Genomic DNA, 17,255 nt, shown 5'->3' with positions numbered 1-17,255 from the left:
GGCGTGCTTGAATTTGACACTGAAATCGACTTGCTGAAATCTAAAGTACTTATGATACTGTTATCAGCCGCCTATGTAAGACATTTCTATCTTCTTTCGTTGTTGGCCAGCAGTATTCTGGCTGCGCAATTCAGAGTAGCGGTCAGTGCGTTGTTGCCAGATATGGGCGATGACATTCGCAATTGCCAGATCCGGTAGTTGCTGAGGATCGCGCAACAGGGTGCGCAAATCATGTCCGTGGCTGGCAAACAGGCAGGTGTAAAGCTTGCCTTCAGTTGATAGCCTGGCCCTGCTGCAGTCGCGGCAAAAAGCTCCGGTTACGCTGGAAATGAATCCCAGTTCACCCTGGCCATCCTGACTTTTCGCATGACGCCAGCGTGTGGCTGTTTCACCCGTATAGTTGGCATTCAGGGCAAGCAGGGGCATTCCGGCATCCTGTATGCGTTGCACGACTTGCGAGGAAGGGATGACTTCATCGAGTTTCCAGCCGTTGGAGGCTCCTACGTCCATGTATTCTATGAACCTGAGGATATGTGGCGTGTCTCTGAAATAGCGGGCCATGGGCACGATTTCATGGTCATTCAAGCCTGCCTTGACGACCATATTAACCTTCACAGGTCCCAGGCCGGCGGCTTCTGCTGCTGCTATGCCTTCCAGCACTTCATTCACTGAAAAATCGACATCATTCATGCGCTGGAAAATGGCATTGTCCAGTGCGTCCAGCGACACGGTGACCCGCGTCAGACCTGCATCTTTCAAGCTTTGCGCCTTGCGGGCCAGTAATGAACCATTGGTTGTCAGCGTCAGATCAAGCGGTTTGCCATCGACAGTGCGTAACCTGACCAGCATTTCTATCAGGCGTTCCAGATGTTTGCGTAATAAGGGTTCACCGCCGGTCAGGCGTATTTTCCTGACACCGTGTGCCACAAATATGCTGGCGACACGGGTAATTTCTTCAAAACTCAGCAGGGATTTATGCGGCAGGTACTGGTAGTCTTTATCAAAGACTTCTTTAGGCATGCAGTACACACAGCGGAAGTTGCAGCGGTCTGTGACGGAAATACGCAGATCATGCAAGGGACGTGACAAGGCATCCTGCAATTGACCATCGGGTGTTGTTAATACTTCTGGAACAGACAATGCAGGGCGGAAGCGTGTTAATGCTGATAGCGGAATAAATTTTTCCGTCATGGCTGGAGCTGGTAATTTTTATGCTTAATGATGAACAATAGCACGACTTGGAATCTCATGTGATTGCGCAGGCCTTTATTGAATTTAAACCAACAGAGATAGGATGTATCCCGCACAGGCGCAAGCTGCCAGCAGCTTGACGGTGGATAGCTTGAATTTGAAAACTGCAATACTGGCAAGGGCAGTGAGTATGATGGCTTGAATATCCAGGTTTGCCGCATCTTTGAAAAAAACATGGCTGGCAAACAACCAGGCCAGGCTGGCTATGACGCCAACTACTGCTGCTGAAATGGCATTCAGAGGTGCATTCAAATGCAAATTATTTCGGCTGGATTCAACCAGGGGGCCACCTGCCAGGATGAAAATAAAAGAAGGCAGAAAAGTAAAAAAACAGGCAACACCGGCTGCCAGACTTGCCGCCAGTAGTAGATGATCTCCTCCTAAAAATGCCTGGCTCCAGCCACCAATAAAACCAACAAAAGCCACGATCATGATTAATGGTCCGGGAGTGGTTTCACCCAGTGCCAGGCCATCCATCATTTGTGCAGTGCTTAACCAATGATATTGCTCAACTGCTGCCTGCATCATATAAGGCAACACTGCATAGGCACCGCCAAAACTGAACATGGCTGCCTTGGTAAAAAAACTGGCCATATCAGTCAAGGGATGGGGCAGGCCAAAACTAAATGCTAGCAACAGCCACACTGCGATAGCTAGCAGCATCCCCAGGCTTAAGGTGACGAACAGTTTTAACCAGGAAAAGCGGGCGTGCACGGGTGTGGGTGTGTCGTCATCAATGATGGCCGGCAGATGCGGATTTGCGGCGCGACCATGGGCTGATTTTACGGGATTGCAGTGTTTGCGAAATAGCAGGCCGGTACATGCAGCCGCTATGATCACGAGAGGAAAGGGTAGATGTAACCAGGCGATGGCAACAAAGGCGGCCATGGCGACTGCAATCAATACGCTGCTCTTCAAGGTACGCTGCGCGATGCGCCAGGCGGCAGCCAGAACTATCGCGACTACGGCAGGCTTGATGCCACTCATGATTGCCTGGACTGCAGTATTGTCACCAGCAGCCATATATATCCAGGACAGCAGGATCAATATCAAAAGCCCGGGTAAGACAAAGAGCAGGCCAGCCATGATGCCGCCCCTGGTCTTGTGCATGAGCCAGCCTATGTAAATGGCCAACTGCGTCGCCTCAGGCCCGGGTAAGAGCATGCAGTAATTCAGGGCATGTAAAAAACGTGCTTCAGAGATCCAGCGACGTTTTTCCACAAGTTCTGCATGCATCAATGCAATTTGCCCTGCTGGTCCACCAAAGCTGATGAATCCCAGCTTGAGCCAGTACAGGAATGCAGCTTTCAGTGAGATTTCGTGATCAGGCAAGGGTAATACTTTCTATATCTTGCGGACGAATATTCTGCTGGTAATTACCATTTGTCGGGTGAAGCTCATAAAAAAAACCGGCAATCAAAAAGAAAGCCGGTTTTTTCTTAAGCCCGTACAAAAGACTTGTTACGGGTCATTTGCTCATATCATGAGTGGCGTGTTTCCACCATCACCAATGGTTCATCAGCAACAACTGGCAGTGGTTTGCGTTCGCGAGGAACACGTGCCGGTGCAACCAGTTTTTCTGCTTCTGCTTTGGCTGCTTGCAGTTTCACTGGGTCGGTACTGGCCAATTCCAGTCCGGCATCTTTCAGCATGTTGTGCAAGGATTCCAAAGGCATGGTCGCATCCAGTGGTTTTGCTGTTGGCGTATTGACTACCGGTGCAGCAACTACCTGAGCTGGCGCTACTTCAACGGCTGCAGCTTGAGGGATAACTTCCGCCGGAGGAGAGATTGCCTCAGGAGCTGGTGCTGGCTCAGTTGCAATGGCTGTAGGTGCAGCTGCAACTACAGGAGCAGCAGCTGTGCTTGCTTCTGCTGGAGCAGTCACTACAGGGGCTTCAGAAACTTCAGCAGCGGCAGCAACTGCTGGTGCGCTGATGACTTCTTGTGGTGCAACAACTGCTACCAGTGTCGTAATAGCAGGTGCTGCAGGTGCCGCAGGTGCAACAGCTGTATCAACTACGGCATCAGCCACATAAACCGGCGCGCTTGTCACTGGAGTTGGCGCAGATGCTGATGCACTCACCGTTTCAGTAAAGCTCGCAGGCTGAATGGCTTCAGCAACATGGTTTACCGTGTTGTCAGGCGCTACTGGCGTTGCAACTACAGGAGTGACCACAGTGTTTACTGCGGCTACATCATTGCCAGTATTGGCGTCGATTGCTTCGCTGCCATCAATTAGCAATTCGCCTTGCTCATTGACTTGCTCGTTACCATCACGGTCGCGGCGGTTACGGTTGCGGCCACCACGACGGCGACGGCGACGGCGTTCTTCGCCTTGCTCGCTATTGTCGTTTTCGGCACCGGATTCCAGTGCTTCCAGCTGTGGTGCAGCAGGCATGACATCAACAGGCACAGGATCTACATGCTTGTGGATAGGTTCTTCTTTGCTGTCCTGAGCCTGGTTTTCCTTGCGCTCGTCGCGTTGACGCTGTTGACGTTCGCGGCGGGTTTCCTGGGATTCACGTTCTTCACGTGGTGGCTTAGGTGCTTTTGGTGGGCGTGGATTTTCCGTGGCTACCGGCTTGGCTGTTTCCTGCTCTGGCTTTTCAGCTTTTTCTGCCTTATCTGTTTTCGCTGGACGGTCTTCACGTTCGTCACGGTCACGGTTGCGGCGATTGCGGTTGCGCTGGCTGTTGCTATTGCCATTTCCATTGCGGGAACCACGGGCGATGCGATCGCGTTCGCCAGTTTTTTCTTCTGCTGGTTTTGGTGCTTCTACCTGAGCTGCTGGCTCGGATTTACCAAACAGGAAGCCAAACAGTTTGCCAAAGAAGCCAGGTTCTGCCGGGGCTGCAACTGGTGCAACAACCACTGGTGCTACTTCTTTACGTTCAACGATAGGTGCGGTTTCAGGAGTGATGCTCTTGACTACGGCTTCCTGACGTGGCTTGACGTCTTCTTTCTGACGTTTGCTATAGCCGATGTCGGTGTCAGCCTGCTCAGCCATGGCATAGCTGGCGTGGTGGTCTTCGAGGCGCGGATCATCTGTTTTCAGGCGATCCAGTTTGTAATGTGGGGTTTCCAGATGCTTGTTCGGGATCAGGATGACAGTCACGCGGTGACGCGTTTCTATCTTCAGAATCTCACCACGTTTTTCATTCAGCAGGAAAGCGGCAACATCGACAGGTACCTGGACGTGGATCGCTGCTGAGTTTTCCTTCATTGCCTCTTCCTGGATAATGCGCAGGACTTGCAGGGCAGAAGATTCGGTGTCGCGGATATGGCCAGTGCCGTTGCAACGTGGGCAAGTCACATGGCTGCCTTCGGACAGCGAAGGGCGCAGGCGCTGACGTGACAATTCCATCAGGCCAAAGCGGGAAATCTTGCCCATTTGTACACGTGCGCGGTCATAGCGCAGGGCATCTTTGAGTCGGGTTTCAACTTCGCGCTGGTTCTTGGCGTTTTCCATGTCGATAAAATCGATCACGATCAAACCACCCAAGTCACGCAAACGCAATTGACGGGCTACTTCTTCAGCTGCTTCCAGATTGGTATTGAAAGCGGTTGTCTCGATATCGCCACCACGGGTGGAGCGGGCCGAGTTGACGTCCACAGATACCAGGGCTTCAGTGTGATCGATAACGATCGCACCGCCGGATGGCAGTGGTACGGTACGGGAATAGGCTGTTTCGATCTGGTGTTCGATCTGGAAACGTGAGAACAGCGGTACATCATCACTGTAACGTTTAACGCGATGCACCATGTCTGGCATCACGTGGCTCATGAACTGCTGGGCCTGTTCGTAGATTTCATCGGTATCGATGAGGATTTCACCAATGTCAGGCTGGAAATAATCGCGGATGGCGCGGATGACCAGGGAAGATTCTTGATAAATCAGGAAGGCACCAGGAGAAGACTTGCCAGCGCCTTCGATTGCACGCCAGAGTTGCATCAGGTAATTCAAATCCCATTGCAATTCGTCAACATTGCGGCCTATGCCAGCTGTGCGGGCAATCACAGACATGCCACCTGGCAAGTCCAGTTTGTCCATGGTTTCGCGCAATTCTTGACGATCTTCACCTTCAACGCGGCGGGAAACACCACCACCACGCGGGTTGTTAGGCATCAACACCAGATAGCGGCCAGCCAGGGAAATGAACGAGGTCAGGGCTGCGCCCTTGTTGCCGCGTTCTTCTTTTTCAACCTGGACCATGATTTCCTGGCCTTCGCGCAGCGCTTCTTTAATGGAAGCATTGCGTACGTCCACACCTTCTTTGAAATAGGTGCGGGCAACTTCTTTGAAGGGGAGGAAACCGTGACGTTCTTCGCCGTAGTTGACGAAACAGGCTTCAAGGGAAGGTTCGATACGAGTGATCACACCTTTGTAGATATTCGATTTGCGCAGTTCGCGACCGGCAGTCTCGATATCAATGTCAATCAGCTTTTGCCCATTGACAATGGCAACGCGCAACTCTTCTTGCTGCGTCGCGTTGAACAGCATACGTTTCATGTTTTTACTCCGTGACCTGGTGGTCATCTTGTGTTGCCATCCATTGAAGGGGCAACTGTACTGATACGGGATGTACGCGGGAACGGAGTGTTTGAGGGGGAGGGAAATGCCTGAAGCAAAACAGGGCGGAGTCTATATGGCCATGAAAATCCAAATAGAACTGATGATATGGCAATACGGCCATCTGTTTTGCGTTGGGCGCGGACAGTCAGGGTAAATTGAGTTCGAGTGCACATGTCCCCCGCGTTGACTGACTTGCTTATTGATTGAACAAGCAAGTACAACGCCAGGCGATGCGCAACTTTGGTGCCAGACCATCTTATTGTGTTGTGTCTGGCGGAATCGACCCTATTACCTCAACCATCAACCGGCAAGCTCACAGGTTCATATTTAAACCCGCGCCTCTTGCCAGACTAATATCCTTACAATTCAAACTCTCTGATCCAACTTCATTTGTCTATGCCCGATAACAACAATTGGCTGCTACCTTGACCTGCAAATGACGCTGCATACACATCTTTTCCATCAAATTTGCAAACAGGCGAGGCTTATGGACATGCCCCTGTGTAAAATAGGCGTTTATTCCTCTTACACTGCTAAAGCACAAAATGCTGAAGCGAAAATGATTATATATTCAAAATGAAGGACTTAGCGACAATTAATAGGGGAGCACATCAAATTCAGATGGAAAAGACTCCCCCTCAGCAGCCTTCGGCCTCCCAACCCAAAGTTCAAATGCTCACGATCTCGGAAGAAGAGGCGGGGCAGCGCATCGATAATTTCTTGCTGCGTATTTGTAAAGGCGTGCCAAAAAGCCATGTTTACCGGGTGTTGCGCTCTGGCGAGGTGCGTGTCAATAAAGGCCGCATAGACCAGTTGTACCGTCTGGTGGAGGGCGATGTTGTCCGTATCCCGCCAATCCGCATGGCAGAACCCACAGAGCAGACTGCACCAAAACATGAATTTCCCATCCTGTTTGAAGATAATCATTTGTTGATAATTAACAAACCGGCTGGCGTGGCAGTGCATGGTGGCTCAGGCATCAGTTATGGCGTCATTGAACAATTGCGTGCTTCCAGGCCAGATGCCAAGTTCCTGGAACTGGTGCACAGGCTGGACAGGGAAACCTCAGGAATACTCTTGCTGGCAAAAAAACGCAGCGCATTAACAAATTTACACGAACAAATGCGTGATGGTGTTACGGACAAGCGTTATCTGACCCTGGTGCATGGCGACTGGAAGAATGCCCGCCAGCATGTCAAACTGGCTTTGCATAAATACACAACGGCGGAAGGTGAGCGCCGTGTGCGGGTGCAGGCCGATGGTATGGCATCGCATACGGTATTTACTTTGCAGAAAAAATATCGTGATTTCGCCTTGCTTGAAGCCGAACTCAAAACCGGGCGTACCCACCAAATCCGCGTTCATCTGTCGGCCAGTGGTTTTGCTATTGCTGGCGATGACAAATATGGCGATTTTTCCCTGAACCGTGCTTTGCTTAAGGCTACTGAAGATCGCGGTGCATTGAAACGCATGTTCCTGCATGCACACCAGATCAGCTTTGTTCATCCAGAAACCGGTAAGACCGTGACGGTGAATGCAGGCTTGCCAAAAGAATGTGAAGATTTCCTGAAAAGCCTTACTTAGTGGTCTGGTCAGGAAAAGTCTTAATGCTTTAGTAATGGTATGATGCCGTTATTGATGAGAAACATGTCGCGCATGCTCATGCATGCGCGTTTATTGAATATATGGCAAAAAAGCAATTCGATTTAATTGTATTTGACTGGGACGGGACTTTGATGGACAGCACTGCTGCCATCGTCAAGTGTATACAGTCCGCAGCGAAAGACCTTGGCTTGCCAGTTCCTAAAGAAGATATCGCTTCTTATGTTATCGGCTTGGCCTTGCCCGAAGCAATACAGGTGGCCATGCCTGGCATAGACCCAAAACTCTATCCCAAGGTGGTTGACCGTTTCCGTCATCACTTCCTGACCAGGGACCATGAGTTGCCTCTGTTTAAAGGTGTCAGGGAAATGTTGGCTGAACTGGCACAAGAGGGTTACTTTTTGGCGGTGGCTACAGGCGCGAGCCGGGTTGGCCTGAGCCGCGCCTTGCATACTGCCAAGCTGACCTCAGTGTTTGATGCGACCCGTTGTTCCGACGAGACATTTTCCAAGCCGCACCCTGCCATGTTGCAAGAATTGACGCGTGAACTGGGCCAGGATATGCGCCGCACTGTCATGATAGGTGACACCACCCACGACTTGCAGATGGCCAATAATGCTGGCGCTGCAGCGATTGCGGTTGAGTATGGTGCACACGATGTATTGGCCCTGCAAAACATGCAGCCTCTGTTTTCTGCAAAAGATGTGGCGCAGTTGCATGAATGGCTGCGTGAAAATGCCTGATCACATTGGTAGATAAGCAGTAAAGAAGAGATAAAGATGAAGTCAATTTCTGTATGTAAGTCAGATGAGTTGATAGAAGGTGGCAAGGGCGTGCGCTTTCCGGTCACTGCCGGCAGTGATGACGCTGTTGGCTTTGTGATTCGCTATGATGGCGCAGTCCATGGCTATCTGAACCGCTGCGCCCATGTGCCGGTGGAACTGGACTGGAACCCGGGCGAATTTCTGGAATCCAGCGGTCTTTACATCATGTGCGCCACCCATGGTGCGATTTACCAGCCAGATACCGGCTATTGCACCGGCGGCCCTTGTCGCGGTGGTCGTCTGCGAAAAATTAATGTCAGTGAAGAAGACGGGCAGATTTACTGGCATCCCGATGATTATATACAAGCTGTCATTGCCTGATTTCTGGAAAAAACATGGACGAGCAATTATCAAATTCGCCAGTAGCGGAAAGCGAAAAAAAAGAAGCGGGCTGGGAGCGTCAGTTGCTGGAGAAGCTGGCGACAGATTCATTACGTGAACAGCGCCTGCGCCGACGCTGGAGTATTTTTTTCAGGTTCGCATTTCTGTCGGTAGTCATATTCGCGTTTTACTATTTCAGCGATTATGCAACAGGTGAAATGGAAAACCTCGGACATCACACCGCGCTGATAGAAATAGACGGCACCATAGAGTCTGAAGGCTCGGGCAGCGCGCATACCGTGATACCTGCGTTGAACCGGGCCTTTGCTGATCCTGGCTCTGTGGCAGTGGTTATTCGCATCAATAGCCCCGGCGGCAGCCCAGTGCAGGCTGGCATGATCAATGATGAAATGGGCAGATTGCGCAAAGAATATCCAGAGAAAAAACTGTATGTCGTAGTGGATGAAATTTGCGCATCTGGTGGCTATTACATTGCCGTTGCAGCCGATAAAATTTTCGTCAATAAGGCCAGTGTGGTTGGTTCTATTGGTGTACTCATGGATGGTTTTGGTTTCACCGGCCTGATGGATAAACTGGGTGTAGAGCGCCGTCTCATGACCGCAGGTGAAAACAAGGGTTTCATGGACCCATTTTCACCGCAGACAGAAAAACAAAAAGCATTTTCCCAAGCCATGCTCAATGAAATCCACCAGCAATTCATTGATACCGTGCGTGCGGGCCGTGGTCAGCGCCTGAAAGAAACGCCGGAAATGTTTTCTGGCCTGTTCTGGATAGGCAGCAAAGCCGTGCAAATGGGCCTGGCAGACGATTTTGGCTCTGTGGATTCTGTCGCACGCGATGTCGTCAAGGTAGAAAATATCGTTGATTACACCCAAAAAGAAGGTTTGCCTGAGCGTGTTTTAAAGAAATTTGGTGCTTCTATAGGTGCCAGTGCGGCAACTACCTTATTAAAGGGAAATAATCCTAGCATGCGCTAAATTTGCTATTTAGTTTGGTTGATTTTGTTAATCTGGTTGGCTGCATACATAGTTATTTTTTTCTTTCACTCGTTATTGAGTTGGCATATATTAGGGGCGTAACTGGTTCAAAAGAAGGAGGTCGATATACAAAATATTTTTTGTATCCAAGGCGGAATGAATTTGAGCTCCGGTGTCTTGTGTGCCGGTTATTAATGAAGTGGATAGACCTACAATTTGTGAAGCACCCATCCGTTTTTTACGGACCTGAGGTTTCTAAGAACCCTCGCCAAGTTAGCGGCATTAGCTATAGTAGTAGTCAAACAGCATCCATGAAGTAAAAGAAACGGTAGTGCAACGCTACCGTTTTTTTATGTCTGTTTTACTTTCTCATACTTGATTTGAATCAAGTGTCTTAATTTTCTCTCCTGTAGTATCAAAGTGTTTTCATTAAAGCGTTTTCATTCTTCGTTTTGTCCTTTTCCTGGTTTGAACATTCACCATGGCATTTGTATTTTCATCGCTATTTGAGACCTTGCTATTCACTTTCAAAGATGGTGAAAAGACAGACTGTTTTCATTGCGGTCAAAAAATGCGCAAAAGCAATGCATTGACAGCCCATTTTGATGGTCGCACGCAGTCAGTGTGTTGCCATGGCTGTCTCGCGGTGTTGCGTACAGTGGAGCACAATAATCTGGTGGATGAGTATATGAAGAGTAAAACCAGTCAGGCGCTGGTCGGTTGATGCCATGGTAAATAGAAATGACGTGATATCAGACTTTCATGGTACTGCTCCGCAGCAACAATTTGTCAGTGAGAAATTAAACCTCTCTGGCATGCGCTGTGCTGCCTGCGTGCAATTGATAGAATTTCGCATCAGGCAACTGGCAGGGGTCGCATCTTTTAAAATCAATCCTGCAAGCCACCGTGCCGATATTTCTTGGGACAGCAATTTGCTGACGCTAAAACGCATCCTCGCTGCCATCAGCGATCTTGGATACGGTGCCTTACCTGCCAGTCAGTCTCCAGATGAACTGGAGCAAAAAGAAAACAAACGCGCCCTGTGGCGCCTGTTTATTGCCGGTTTTGCCATGATGCAGGTGATGATGTATGCCTTTCCAGCCTACATGGTGCCTGTGCCTCAGATTGACGGTGACTTGACGCCAGATATCGATAAACTGCTGAAGCTGGCCAGCATGATCATTGCAGTACCCGTCATAGCATTCTCTGCCTTGCCTTTCTTTGCTTCGGCCTGGCGCGATCTGAAAAATCGCCATATAGGTATGGACGTGCCAGTTTCCCTGGGGATACTGCTGACTTTCTTCGCCAGTATCTGGGCAACTTTTCATGGTGGTGCCGTCTATTTTGATTCGGCCATCATGTTTGTCTTTCTTCTGTTGGGTGCACGCCTGATCGAGTCAAAAGTACAGAAACGCACTACCGCGGCATTGCGAATTTTGACGCAATTGTCACCTACAATGGCACAACGATTTCTGACCTATCCACAGCAGGCTCTTGAGACTGTCGATGTGTCTGCCTTGCGGGCAGGTGATTATTTGATGGTCGCTGCTGGCGAACATATTCCTGCAGATGGCGTGGTGATCAGCGGTGACAGCAGTTGTGATGAAGCCTTGATGACGGGTGAGTCTTTGCCAGTCACTAAAACCTCGGGCAGCCACGTGCTGGCGGGCTCAGTGAATATTCACGGTGCTCTGGTGATGCAGGCAAAAGAGGTGGGTGGAGCGACGCAATTGTCAGCACTGATAGGTATGATGGAATCTGCATCGCTGGAAAAACCGCTACTGGTTTTGCTGGCTGACAAACATGCCAGCCGCTTTTTGATCATTATCCTTTTGCTGGCGTTTGTCAGTGGCATAGTTTGGTGGCAGATAGATGCTGGCCGTGCCTTGTGGATAGCCATCAGCATCATCGTCGTGACCTGCCCCTGCGCCTTGTCCCTCGCAACGCCCGGTGTCATGTCGGCTGCCATCGGTATTTTGGCAAAAAATGGTGTATTGATGGCGAAATCAAAAGCCATACAGGCCATGGCAAATGCTACGCATATCGTCTTTGATAAAACTGGTACATTGACCATGGGTAAATTGCAGGTCATGGAAATGCTCAGTACAGATGAGGAGGGCAGGAACGTCGCAATTGCGATGACATTGTCCTGCCAGTCTGCGCATCCGGTAGCCCGGGCGATAGCTGACTACCTTGCGCAAAATGCCCTGCCTCAGGATATTGTTGACCTGGTCAAAGTCAGGGAAGTCCCCGGTGGTGGCATAGAAGCTGAATTTGAAAATGAAGTGTATCGCCTCGGTAGTGTGGAGTTTGCCAGTGGCGTACATGATCATGATAGCTGTGTTCCTGAGTGCTTTACCGGGCGCACGCTGAGCGTGCTGGCGAGCAGGCGCGGTAATCTCATCTGGTTTGCACTCGATGACATATTACGCGAAGACGTGGCGGAAGCGATCAGGAACCTGAAAGGCAAGGGCAAGAAAATCATGCTCCTGTCTGGCGACAGGAAAGATGTCGTCAATAAAATTGCTGAGCAATGCGATATTCAGGAAGCATACTCAGGGCTGAGCCCTTCAGACAAATATGAGGTAGTTCAAAAACTGCAGGCCAATGGCGCGACAGTAATCATGGTTGGTGATGGCATGAATGATGGGCCTGTGCTGGCGCTGGCAGACGTGTCGGTGGCGATGGGGCAGGGCGCGCCTATTTCCCAATCACGCAGCGACGTATTGCTGATGTCGAACCGCTTGCTGGACCTGGATTTTGGTATGACTGTGGCTAACAAGGCGTATAGACTGATACGTGAAAATCTCGCCTGGGCCGTACTTTATAACTTGTTTGCGATACCCGCAGCCATGTGCGGCTGGCTGGAGCCCTGGCATGCGGCACTGGGCATGTCGTTGAGCTCGCTGATCGTTGTGTTAAATGCGCTGCGTCTGTATTTATTGCCGCAACCCGTCTATCTTATACAGGACTGATGTAGGGCTGATTGAAAAAGGCTGACGCAGGAAATTATGGATATACTTTATTTGCTGATACCCTTGAGTCTGGTGCTAGTATTCGCCATTGGCGCGGTATTCTGGTGGGCGGTCAATCACCGCCAATTCGATGGCCTGGAAGATGAAGGACAAAGAATCGTCGATGATGTTGATGGCTGAATCTGCGGCTACGCTTAAACGTCATTCATGCCTGGATTCGCCAGAGGCAATATATGGTGTGCAGATTCAAGAAAATCTGATTCGTTTATATCGTTTTGAACTATTCGCCTTGCGTTCGCAAATTCCGCAAAGTTTCTTGCAATTGACTTGCTATAGGCTGGGTCATAATGTTGTTCCAGCAATTCTTTAACCAGCTCGGTGAGTTTGCTGCATTCCGCCATTTGTCTCCAGCGGGAAATTTTTTCCTTGCCGTGCAAAGGAGTCAGAAAGTCCAGTTGTTGCCCCAGGCTTTCTGCATTGCGTATGAAGTGCGCATATTCTTCTACCAATAGCCCTACACGTTTTTCCATGGGAAGGCAAAGTTGCACGCAGGACGAGGCGCGCATGGCATGCATGAGGCTGTCCGGCACCCTAAGTTTGCCGATTTTCTTGCTTTCTGCTTCAACGAAAATCATTTTTTGCTGATCAAATCGCTGTAGCTGCTCAAAAATCAGGCTCTCGAATTGTTTCTGTGAAGCTTGCGTACGTCCGGGAATATCACCCAATACTGAGCCGCGATGATTCGCCAGTTGTTCCAGATCCAGTACTTGTGCGCCGAGCCCGGCGAGGGTATGCAAGCAACGGCTTTTACCGCTACCGGTTGGGCCGCATAAAACTTGCCACTTGAATTGAGCAGGCGTAGTGCTGATGCTTTGATTCACAAATTGCCTGTAGGCTTTGTAGCCTCCATTCAGTTGTGTGACTGGCCAGCCGATTTTTGCAAAGATATGAGCCATGGCGCCGCTGCGGTTGCCGCCGCGCCAGCAATAAATCAATGGTCTCCAGTCACGGGGTTTGTCCTGGAACAGGTTTTCTATATGCAGGCCTATGTTTTTTGCTACCAGGGCCGCTCCCAGGCGCTTGGCTTCAAATGAACCTATTTGCTTGTACATGGTGCCAACAACGATGCGCTCTTCATTGTTGAGTACCGGGCAATTGATGGCGCCAGCAATATGGTCCTCGGCAAACTCAGCCGGGCTACGGACGTCGATAATAGTGTCAAACTCTGACCTTTGCTGGAATACCTCTGGAAAATCCAGTAGCTCAGGATATTTCATGGTGTTATTTGCCGAGCAATGGCAGCAAATGCGGCCAGACATTATTGAGTATGGCCGGGTGTGCTTCTGCAATCGGGTGGATGCGGTCAGACTGGAACAGGTTTTCTTTTTCTGCTATGCCTTCCAGCAGAAACGGGACTAGTGCAATCTTGTTGGCTTTCGCGAGTTTTCCATACATGGAAAAGAATCGCTCAGAATAATCTGGCCCATAATTGGGCGGTATCCGCATTCCTGCCAACAAAACTTTACTATGCTGCGCCTTCACCATGTCTATCATGGCCTTGAAATTATCTTCAGAGGCCTTAAGTGATAGACCACGCAGGGCATCATTGCCACCAAGCTCTATGATGACGACATCTGGATGATGCTTTTCCAGCAGCGTGCCTAATCTGGCTTTGCCGCCACTGGTGGTGTCACCACTGATGCTGGCGTTGATGACTGTGGCAGGTATTTTTTTTTGCTGCAATCCTTGTTCCAGCAGTGTTACCCAGCCTTTGCCGCGTGCCAGGCCATATTCGGCTGATAAACTGTCGCCGAGCACGAGTATGGTTTTTGATGCAGAATAAGCAGGTAATGTAGTGAATGTGAATACAGCAAAGACGGCAAACATCACAAACATCAGGGCTTGGTTTGATAGCCTGCTGACGTGACCTGACAATTGAGAAAATAGCATACGCAAAGACCTTATGGAATCAAACAAAGCGGCAATAGAAGTAAAGCACCTGAGCAAGCGTGTAGCAGACGCCACCGGCGAGCTCAGTATCCTGAATGGTATAGATTTTACCGCGCAAGCCGGGCAGACGCTTGCAATTGTTGGCGCTTCTGGTTCAGGTAAATCGACCTTGCTGGGCATCCTGGCTGGCCTGGATACGCCAACGGAAGGCAAGGTCTTGCTTGATGGCGTGGATATTTTTGATTTGACCGAGGATGGCAGAGCACAATTTCGCAAGGAAAACCTGGGTTTTGTATTCCAGTCCTTTCAGTTATTGATGCACTTGAATGCCCTTGAAAATGTCATGCTGCCACTGGAATTGCGTGGTGACAAGCAGTCACGTGCCAAGGCGGAAAAAATGCTGGAGCATGTCGGGCTCGGTTCCCGGCTCAGGCATTATCCCAAGTTTTTATCTGGAGGTGAACAACAACGGGTGGCACTAGCGCGTGCTTTTGTGACCGAGCCACCTTTGCTGTTTGCTGATGAACCGACTGGCAGTCTGGACGCTGCCACTGGTGAAGCGATTATCAACTTGATGTTTACGTTGAACCGTGAGCGTGGTTCTACCCTGGTGCTGGTCACGCATGATCTGTCGATTGCCGCACGATGTGGCCGCGTGCTGACTATCAGTGCAGGTCATTTGCGCTTGGACACTTTAAATACCTGAAGGCTTAGGATTTATCTAAGCATTTATGTAAAGATTTATTTCAGGGTTCCATCCCAGTTATAAGTCTTGATGCTGCCATCGCTGTAAGCCGCGAGCCAGCCGCCTCGCTTATCCTGATCTTCACAATCCCAGTCCGGCAATACATATCGGGTTTTTTCACCGCTACTATGTATGGCTGGCCTGTGGGTGTGGCCATGTATCATGGTGCTGGCGCCCGTTTGCTGGAACAGTGCTGCGATGGCATCTGCATTCACATCCATGATGGCGACAGATTTCTGTTTTTGTTCCATCTTGCTTTCAGTGCGCAAGCCTTCAATGATTTTTTTGCGCTGATCAAGCGGCATGGCCAGAAAAGTCTTTTGCCACTCCACTTGCCTGACTTGCGCACGAAATTTCATGTAAGCGTGGTCATCTGTGCACTGTGCATCGCCATGGGCAATCACCACTTTTTTTCCAGCCAAATCAATAACAGTGGGATCTTCCAATAACACTGCGCCAGTCGCTGCAGAAAAATCGCGGCCTATCAAAAAGTCACGGTTACCTGCTATCCAGTACAGTTGCACGCCCTGATCATGGACTTTGCGCAGGGCGTGGACTATGGATGCATTATAGGAATTGTCGATATTGTCGTCGCCCACCCAATACTCAAACAGGTCGCCGAGCAAATACAGGGCCTTCGCCTGCACTGCCTGTTTTTCAAGAAAACTCAGGAACGCCACCGTGGTGAGAGGCAGGGCAGGATTTAAGTGTGTGTCAGAAACAAAAAGCGCAACCAGTTCAGGTTGCGCTTTTGTCTGATTCGCGTTGTGGTCTGCGATCATGAAGTAGGGTAGTGAGAGCGTATGCGATTAAACGATCTGTGTTTTTTCGATCACGACGTTTTCTACCGGTACGTCCTGGAACATGCCAGTGCGGGTAGTTTTAACGCCTTTGATTTTATCAACAATATCCGTGCCTTCGACGACTTTGCCAAATACGCAGTAACCCCAGCCGTCCTGACCTGGATAGTCAAGGAAGCTGTTATTTGCCGTGTTGATGAAAAACTGGGCAGAAGCAGAGTGCGGGTCGCCAGTACGTGCCATGGCCAATGCATAACGTTCGTTTTTCAAGCCATTCTTGGCTTCATTTTCGATAGGTGCATTGGTGGATTTTTGGTTCATGCCTGGCTCAAAACCGCCGCCTTGTATCATGAAACCATCAATTACGCGATGGAAGATCGTGCCGTTGTAGTGACCAGATTCAACATAGGCCAGGAAATTGGCAACAGTTTTTGGAGCTTTTTCTTCGTTCAGTTCAATCTTGATGTCACCGAAGTTGGTGGTCAGAATAACGGCCATGATAGTCCTTCATTTAAAAAGTTTAGTGATTTGTTTATTTTAACAAGGTAGCGGATTGGATGATAACTGGTTTGTTTGGTACATTTTGCATCATTTTAGCTTCACCAGTTTCTACCACTTTAATTTTTTCTACGACTTCCATGCCCTTGATGACTTTGCCAAAGGGTGTATAGCCAGCAGTCATTGCCAATGCGCGGGCGCGCCTTTCACTGACCGTATTGCCACGGTACTGGAATTCGACCGGATCACCTTCAGGCAAAACCTGATGATTCAGGAAGTCATTGTCTTTGACATTGATAAAAAACTGCGCGCTGGCAGAATTAGGGTCTTGCGTACGGGCCATGGCAACGACACCGAGATCATTTTTCAAGCCATGTTCCAGTGCTTCTCGTGCCTCCAGCGGTACAGGTTTATTCGTCGGTTTTTCCCTCATGTCCTTGTCGTAACCGCCACCCTGTATCATGAAATTATCAATGACACGGTGAAAAATCGTTCCTTTGTAATGTCCGTTTTTGACATACTTGAGAAAATTATCCACTGTTTTTGGAGCGGCTTCCGGGTAGAGCTCAATGACGATTTCACCCATATTGGTCTTCAGGGAAACTTTAGGTTGCCCTTCGGCAAAACTGAAAGCACTTGCCATCATCAGGCAGGTGCCCAGCAATACGCTATGTAATCCGGATTTTGAAATTTTCATATTCAGCATACGTTATTGGT

16 protein-coding genes are annotated in these 17,255 nt (G+C 49.7%); 8 read left to right on the top strand and 8 right to left on the bottom strand.

Features of this window, described 5'->3' with window-relative positions:
* Window positions 1-63: 63 nt before the first annotated feature.
* From moaA to ACO0LI_RS09600, 3 genes are all read right to left on the bottom strand, one after another.
* Window positions 64-1,191, bottom strand: coding sequence for a GTP 3',8-cyclase MoaA (gene moaA, locus ACO0LI_RS09610; protein WP_423032390.1), 1,128 nt, complete (start codon window positions 1,189-1,191; stop codon window positions 64-66).
* Between the two features lie 84 nt (window positions 1,192-1,275).
* Window positions 1,276-2,583 carry a chromate efflux transporter gene (chrA, locus tag ACO0LI_RS09605; RefSeq protein ID WP_423032389.1) on the bottom strand — a complete coding sequence of 436 codons (1,308 nt, stop codon included), beginning with the start codon at window positions 2,581-2,583 and terminating at the stop codon, window positions 1,276-1,278.
* A 149-nt stretch (window positions 2,584-2,732) separates the two neighbouring features.
* A complete protein-coding gene (locus ACO0LI_RS09600; RefSeq protein WP_423032388.1) occupies window positions 2,733-5,762 on the bottom strand; it encodes an Rne/Rng family ribonuclease in 3,030 nt (1,009 codons plus the stop codon).
* A 639-nt stretch (window positions 5,763-6,401) separates the two neighbouring features.
* Here ACO0LI_RS09600 and ACO0LI_RS09595 point away from each other — a divergent pair.
* The 7 genes from ACO0LI_RS09595 to ccoS all read left to right on the top strand — a co-directional run bounded on the left by ACO0LI_RS09595 (window position 6,402) and on the right by ccoS (window position 12,725).
* Entirely contained in the window at window positions 6,402-7,409 is a 1,008-nt protein-coding gene (locus ACO0LI_RS09595) for an RluA family pseudouridine synthase (RefSeq protein WP_423032387.1), read from the top strand.
* A gap of 101 nt (window positions 7,410-7,510) precedes the next feature.
* Window positions 7,511-8,170: an HAD-IIIA family hydrolase gene (locus ACO0LI_RS09590; RefSeq protein WP_422951055.1), complete on the top strand. Its 660-nt coding sequence runs from the start codon at window positions 7,511-7,513 to the stop codon at window positions 8,168-8,170.
* Between the two features lie 36 nt (window positions 8,171-8,206).
* The gene (locus ACO0LI_RS09585; RefSeq protein WP_422951056.1) at window positions 8,207-8,572 is read left to right on the top strand and encodes a Rieske (2Fe-2S) protein; all 366 of its coding nucleotides are present in this window, start codon (window positions 8,207-8,209) and stop codon (window positions 8,570-8,572) included.
* A gap of 14 nt (window positions 8,573-8,586) precedes the next feature.
* Window positions 8,587-9,570, top strand: a complete 984-nt coding sequence (locus ACO0LI_RS09580) for a S49 family peptidase (RefSeq protein ID WP_423032386.1) — start codon at window positions 8,587-8,589, stop codon at window positions 9,568-9,570.
* A gap of 481 nt (window positions 9,571-10,051) precedes the next feature.
* Window positions 10,052-10,294, top strand: a complete 243-nt coding sequence (locus ACO0LI_RS09575) for a heavy metal translocating P-type ATPase metal-binding domain-containing protein (RefSeq protein WP_422951058.1) — start codon at window positions 10,052-10,054, stop codon at window positions 10,292-10,294.
* A 4-nt stretch (window positions 10,295-10,298) separates the two neighbouring features.
* Complete coding sequence (locus ACO0LI_RS09570) at window positions 10,299-12,545, top strand: heavy metal translocating P-type ATPase (protein WP_423032385.1); 2,247 nt, start codon at window positions 10,299-10,301, stop codon at window positions 12,543-12,545.
* A gap of 36 nt (window positions 12,546-12,581) precedes the next feature.
* A complete protein-coding gene (gene ccoS, locus ACO0LI_RS09565) occupies window positions 12,582-12,725 on the top strand; it encodes a cbb3-type cytochrome oxidase assembly protein CcoS (protein ID WP_162041624.1) in 144 nt (47 codons plus the stop codon).
* A gap of 14 nt (window positions 12,726-12,739) precedes the next feature.
* On the opposite strand, the gene mnmH is transcribed toward ccoS, so the two are convergent.
* Entirely contained in the window at window positions 12,740-13,822 is a 1,083-nt protein-coding gene (gene mnmH / locus ACO0LI_RS09560) for a tRNA 2-selenouridine(34) synthase MnmH (protein WP_423032384.1), read from the bottom strand.
* Between the two features lie 4 nt (window positions 13,823-13,826).
* The gene (locus ACO0LI_RS09555; protein ID WP_423032383.1) at window positions 13,827-14,441 is read right to left on the bottom strand and encodes an arylesterase; all 615 of its coding nucleotides are present in this window, start codon (window positions 14,439-14,441) and stop codon (window positions 13,827-13,829) included.
* Between the two features lie 67 nt (window positions 14,442-14,508).
* Here ACO0LI_RS09555 and ACO0LI_RS09550 point away from each other — a divergent pair, with 67 nt between their 5' ends.
* Window positions 14,509-15,201, top strand: coding sequence for an ABC transporter ATP-binding protein (locus ACO0LI_RS09550; RefSeq protein WP_423032382.1), 693 nt, complete (start codon window positions 14,509-14,511; stop codon window positions 15,199-15,201).
* Between the two features lie 35 nt (window positions 15,202-15,236).
* Here ACO0LI_RS09550 and ACO0LI_RS09545 read toward each other — a convergent pair whose 3' ends face one another.
* From ACO0LI_RS09545 to ACO0LI_RS09535, 3 genes are read right to left on the bottom strand one after another with little or no spacing between them, the layout of a single operon-like run.
* The gene (locus ACO0LI_RS09545; protein ID WP_423032381.1) at window positions 15,237-16,022 is read right to left on the bottom strand and encodes a UDP-2,3-diacylglucosamine diphosphatase; all 786 of its coding nucleotides are present in this window, start codon (window positions 16,020-16,022) and stop codon (window positions 15,237-15,239) included.
* 27 nt (window positions 16,023-16,049) lie between these two features.
* Entirely contained in the window at window positions 16,050-16,538 is a 489-nt protein-coding gene (locus ACO0LI_RS09540; protein WP_422951063.1) for a peptidylprolyl isomerase, read from the bottom strand.
* A 34-nt stretch (window positions 16,539-16,572) separates the two neighbouring features.
* Window positions 16,573-17,244: a peptidylprolyl isomerase gene (locus ACO0LI_RS09535; RefSeq protein ID WP_423032380.1), complete on the bottom strand. Its 672-nt coding sequence runs from the start codon at window positions 17,242-17,244 to the stop codon at window positions 16,573-16,575.
* Window positions 17,245-17,255: the final 11 nt, after the last annotated feature.

The organism is Undibacterium sp. Tian12W, assembly GCF_049339405.1.
Taxonomy (GTDB): Bacteria; Pseudomonadota; Gammaproteobacteria; order Burkholderiales; family Burkholderiaceae_D; genus Undibacterium.
This window is presented reverse-complemented; position numbering and strand designations above follow the sequence as displayed.

What these genes read in the sequence shown, in the direction of transcription:
- ccoS (WP_162041624.1), top strand. Translation starts at nt 12,582, where the DNA reads ATGGATATACTTTATTTGCTGATACCCTTGAGTCTGGTGCTAGTATTC.
- ACO0LI_RS09535 (WP_423032380.1), bottom strand. Translation starts at nt 17,244, where the DNA reads ATGCTGAATATGAAAATTTCAAAATCCGGATTACATAGCGTATTGCTG.
- ACO0LI_RS09540 (WP_422951063.1), bottom strand. Translation starts at nt 16,538, where the DNA reads ATGGCCGTTATTCTGACCACCAACTTCGGTGACATCAAGATTGAACTG.
- ACO0LI_RS09570 (WP_423032385.1), top strand. Translation starts at nt 10,299, where the DNA reads ATGGTAAATAGAAATGACGTGATATCAGACTTTCATGGTACTGCTCCG.
- ACO0LI_RS09550 (WP_423032382.1), top strand. Translation starts at nt 14,509, where the DNA reads ATGGAATCAAACAAAGCGGCAATAGAAGTAAAGCACCTGAGCAAGCGT.
- ACO0LI_RS09575 (WP_422951058.1), top strand. Translation starts at nt 10,052, where the DNA reads ATGGCATTTGTATTTTCATCGCTATTTGAGACCTTGCTATTCACTTTC.
- ACO0LI_RS09595 (WP_423032387.1), top strand. Translation starts at nt 6,402, where the DNA reads ATGAAGGACTTAGCGACAATTAATAGGGGAGCACATCAAATTCAGATG.
- ACO0LI_RS09600 (WP_423032388.1), bottom strand. Translation starts at nt 5,762, where the DNA reads ATGAAACGTATGCTGTTCAACGCGACGCAGCAAGAAGAGTTGCGCGTT.
- ACO0LI_RS09585 (WP_422951056.1), top strand. Translation starts at nt 8,207, where the DNA reads ATGAAGTCAATTTCTGTATGTAAGTCAGATGAGTTGATAGAAGGTGGC.
- ACO0LI_RS09555 (WP_423032383.1), bottom strand. Translation starts at nt 14,441, where the DNA reads ATGTTTGTGATGTTTGCCGTCTTTGCTGTATTCACATTCACTACATTA.
- ACO0LI_RS09545 (WP_423032381.1), bottom strand. Translation starts at nt 16,022, where the DNA reads ATGATCGCAGACCACAACGCGAATCAGACAAAAGCGCAACCTGAACTG.
- ACO0LI_RS09590 (WP_422951055.1), top strand. Translation starts at nt 7,511, where the DNA reads ATGGCAAAAAAGCAATTCGATTTAATTGTATTTGACTGGGACGGGACT.
- moaA (WP_423032390.1), bottom strand. Translation starts at nt 1,191, where the DNA reads ATGACGGAAAAATTTATTCCGCTATCAGCATTAACACGCTTCCGCCCT.
- mnmH (WP_423032384.1), bottom strand. Translation starts at nt 13,822, where the DNA reads ATGAAATATCCTGAGCTACTGGATTTTCCAGAGGTATTCCAGCAAAGG.
- ACO0LI_RS09580 (WP_423032386.1), top strand. Translation starts at nt 8,587, where the DNA reads ATGGACGAGCAATTATCAAATTCGCCAGTAGCGGAAAGCGAAAAAAAA.